The organism is Flavobacterium sp. (assembly GCF_049240005.1).
Classification (GTDB): domain Bacteria; phylum Bacteroidota; class Bacteroidia; order Flavobacteriales; family Flavobacteriaceae; genus Flavobacterium.
Window position 1 is genome coordinate 1 of record NZ_JBMLTK010000032.1, and the last position, 3,272, is coordinate 3,272.

Here is a 3,272-nt window from a genome sequence, read left to right on the forward strand (position 1 = left end):
AACACCGAAGCTCACAGATTATTTCGGAATGTAGAACTGTTGAGGAAAACACAGATCGTGTCAAGCCAACAAAAAAATGCATTAGCCTTCGACAAGCTCAGGCTCCGACGATACGCGGGTTCAGGTGGGGAAAACGATACGTTAAGTGGTGAACGTCGCAAAGTCTAGCTTCTAACTTCTATCCCGATAGCTATCGGGACTCCAATCTTAATGCTAAATGTCTTTCCGCTCAGTCTTCGACACGTCCAACCACCCACGAATTGCGGATTAGGCGGGAAAACTATACGTTAAGTGGTGAATTCATCGAAGTCTAGCTTCTAGCTTCTATTTTCTAGCTTCTAAAATAAGCCTTCGACAATCTCAACCACCCCCGACACGCAAACTACCCAACGTGCCTAACTGTTAAAACTAACAAAAAAAACGGCGCTTTAAATCTGTTAATTTCTGATTTCATTAGCATAAAATTAGCAGTTAGTTGGCTATTATCTAAAGGTTTAAGGGCAATATTTGAGGAAAACAACAACATCATGATACGAACCATTACGTTTTCTTTCTTAAGTGCCGTTCTTTTCACGAATTGCGCAATTGTTAGACCCGGAGAAGTGGGCGTTCGCCAAAAACTCGGAAAACTTTCCGACGAAGTAACCTCGCAAGGGCCAGTGTTCTTCAATCCCTTCACCAGTAAAGTAATCAAAGCATCGGTGCAAACAAACGATCTGGAATTGAACCTGAGTTTACCCAGTAAAGAAGGTTTGAGTATTTTAACCCAAGTGTCTATTTTGTATCGCCTCGAACAAGCCAAGGTGCCAACAATCATTCGTACTTATGGTTTAGGTTATGAAAATATTATTTCAAACGTGTTTCGCTCGGCAGCAGCCGATGTGAGTTCCAACTTCTTTGCAAAAGATATGCACTCGGGTATGCGCGCCACCATTGAAGCCGAGATTAGTGCTAAAATGGCCGAGATCTTAAACAAACAAGGCATCGTTATCGAATCGGTTTTGATGAAGAGCATTCAATTGCCCGACGGTTTAGCGAAGTCGGTTGAACGCAAACTGCAAGCAGAGCAAGATGCCATGCGTATGGAATTTGTTTTGCAACAAGAAAAATTAGAAGCCGAGCGTAAAATCATCGAAGCAAAAGGAACGCGCGATTCGCAGAAAATCCTTTCAGAAGGACTCAACAACGATATCATTCGCCTGCGTTCTATTGAAGCTTTTCAGGAACTCTCGAAATCACAAAACAGCAAGATTATCATAACCGACGGAAAAACGCCGATGTTAATCGACTAAAACGGCACAAACAGCAACGCAGCAGGCGGAAACAGTATGCCGAAATAAGTTTAAAATTTACGGGTTTTCCGTAAAATCGAGAATTTAGACGGTTGTAACTTGCTTAAAAAAAGATGTTAAGCGATTTACTCAACGTATTGTATCCGCCGGTTTGTTGCGGTTGTCGGAATTTGCTGGGAACGGGCGAGCGCGTAATTTGTACCCAGTGTAGGCACGAGTTGGCTTTAACAAATTACCATTTGTATCGTGAAACCGAAGCGGCATCGAAGTTTAGCGGACGTTTGGAATTGGCGTTTGTTTCGTGTTTCGTGTATTTCAGTAAGTCGAATATTGCACAAAAGCTTATTCACGAACTTAAGTATAAAGGTCAGCAGCAAATTGGTGAACTGTTTGCGTATTGGTATGCCGCCGATTTAAAGCAGGTTCCGGCACTCGAGCAGGTAGATTATGTGATTCCGGTTCCGTTGCACCGCCGTCGACTGCGTGAGCGCGGATACAATCAGGTAGATCGTTTCGCACAAACCTTAGCCGATGCATTTGGCGCCAAATACAACGATAGGCTGTTGATTCGAAACAGTTATCGAAAAACCTTAACTACAAAAAACAAATCGGAGCGACTCGCACAAGCCGGAGGAATTTTCGGACTCAATCCGTTTTCCGACACGCCTCCGGGCCACTATTTGTTGGTTGACGATGTGTTAACAACCGGCAGCACCTTAACGCAATGCGGTCAGGTACTTAGTCGGATTCCGGGTGTTAAGTTGAGTATTGTTACGATGGCTATGTCGGTTTAAGAGAGTATGTGTGCGTGTATTTTTTTGAGCTAGGTTGCGACTGTGCGAGTAGTTTTTTTTTAACTGCGGCTATTCGCTACATTCTCGGCGGTAGTTGTTTTGGTGCATTAGGTTTGCACAGTAACGCGAGTGCGTTTCCAAGCTTTACTTGGCGGAAAGTTAGGAGTTGTTATACGAAGCAATGCAAAAGAGAATTAGCAGCGTCTTCATAGAAAAGTAAAACAAATCTTTAAAAGTTTTACATTTGTATAAACCGCATTTTTGTAACAGTCTGGGAAAAGGAACAAAATTTATTGGCGTATGAAAACACAGATAATCAATGACGTTAACGGATTGCCGACGGGGGTTTTCATTCCGATTGAAGATTGGGAACTAATTAAAAAGTATTATCCAAACATTGAAAAAGTTGACCAACAGCTACCACAATGGCAAAAAGACATTTTAGACAGCCGTTTGGCTGATTTAGATAACCCAAACAATTTAGACCCTATCGACGAACTTTTTAGAGTTTTAGACTCAGAATGAGCTATAATGTAGTTTATCACACACAGGTTAAAAACGACGTACTAGAAGCTAAGGAATGGTATAAGACAAAACAAAGCGGCATAGAGAAACGTTTTTCGGCCGCTGTTACAGACACAATTAAAGCCCTTATCAGCAACCCATTCTTGTTTGAAGTTAAGTATAAAACGGTGCGAACTGCTTACACTGCTGTTTTCCCGTACGCGGTACATTACCATGTTAACGAAGAGACGAAAACCATAACGGTTTTAGGCGTTTTTCACACCGCTCTTTCACCGGAATATTGGCTTAAGCGGCAGTAAGAAAAGTTAGTAAACACTGATTAACGCAAGTTCGCTGTAAAGATCTCCGTAGGGTCAATTACAGCGATGACTTTAGCTTGTAAAAGAAAATTCTCACCGCCTTTTTTAGAAGCTAATTCACGTTTATCAGCTTATTGGCCATTATTATTCACGTTATTTTCACCAGCTTAACTTTCTGGGCAGCATTTCCGGCTATTCGCTTTACCCGAGGCTGAAAGCCGAATTGACGAAGTAAATCCGCAGCATCAGGCGCATTTGGCAGTGCTTTTACTTTGGCTTCTTTGGTCGCCAGTAAAAGCACGCCAAATTTGCACCTGCCGCTTTGCGGGTTTTTCGCTGCTATCCGGGCTGCGGGGAGACGT

Annotated in this window: 5 protein-coding genes; 4 read left to right on the forward strand and 1 reads right to left on the reverse strand. The window is 42.6% G+C overall.

All coding sequences use genetic code 11. The features are described from left to right. Positions 1 to 527: 527 nt before the first annotated feature. From ACOVQQ_RS03510 to ACOVQQ_RS03525, 4 genes are all read left to right on the forward strand, one after another. Positions 528 to 1,292 carry a prohibitin family protein gene (locus ACOVQQ_RS03510; RefSeq protein WP_094485910.1) on the forward strand — a complete coding sequence of 255 codons (765 nt, stop codon included), beginning with the start codon at positions 528 to 530 and terminating at the stop codon, positions 1,290 to 1,292. 113 nt (positions 1,293 to 1,405) lie between these two features. Continuing rightward, positions 1,406 to 2,086, forward strand: a complete 681-nt coding sequence (locus ACOVQQ_RS03515; protein WP_421816965.1) for a ComF family protein — start codon at positions 1,406 to 1,408, stop codon at positions 2,084 to 2,086. A 300-nt stretch (positions 2,087 to 2,386) separates the two neighbouring features. Next, positions 2,387 to 2,611: an addiction module component CHP02574 family protein gene (locus ACOVQQ_RS03520; RefSeq protein ID WP_421816966.1), complete on the forward strand. Its 225-nt coding sequence runs from the start codon at positions 2,387 to 2,389 to the stop codon at positions 2,609 to 2,611. Next, positions 2,608 to 2,910 carry a type II toxin-antitoxin system RelE/ParE family toxin gene (locus tag ACOVQQ_RS03525; protein ID WP_421816967.1) on the forward strand — a complete coding sequence of 101 codons (303 nt, stop codon included), beginning with the start codon at positions 2,608 to 2,610 and terminating at the stop codon, positions 2,908 to 2,910. The genes ACOVQQ_RS03520 and ACOVQQ_RS03525 overlap by 4 nt, the downstream gene beginning before the upstream one ends. 148 nt (positions 2,911 to 3,058) lie before the next feature. On the opposite strand, the gene ACOVQQ_RS03530 is transcribed toward ACOVQQ_RS03525, so the two are convergent. Further along, positions 3,059 to 3,272: hypothetical protein (locus ACOVQQ_RS03530; protein WP_421816968.1), on the reverse strand; the 214-nt coding region annotated here is incomplete at its 5' end.

Excerpts from the sequence above, each read along its gene's own strand:
- ACOVQQ_RS03510 (WP_094485910.1), top strand. The coding sequence starts at position 528 with ATGATACGAACCATTACGTTTTCTTTCTTAAGTGCCGTTCTTTTCACG.
- ACOVQQ_RS03515 (WP_421816965.1), top strand. The coding sequence starts at position 1,406 with ATGTTAAGCGATTTACTCAACGTATTGTATCCGCCGGTTTGTTGCGGT.
- ACOVQQ_RS03520 (WP_421816966.1), top strand. The coding sequence starts at position 2,387 with ATGAAAACACAGATAATCAATGACGTTAACGGATTGCCGACGGGGGTT.
- ACOVQQ_RS03525 (WP_421816967.1), top strand. The coding sequence starts at position 2,608 with ATGAGCTATAATGTAGTTTATCACACACAGGTTAAAAACGACGTACTA.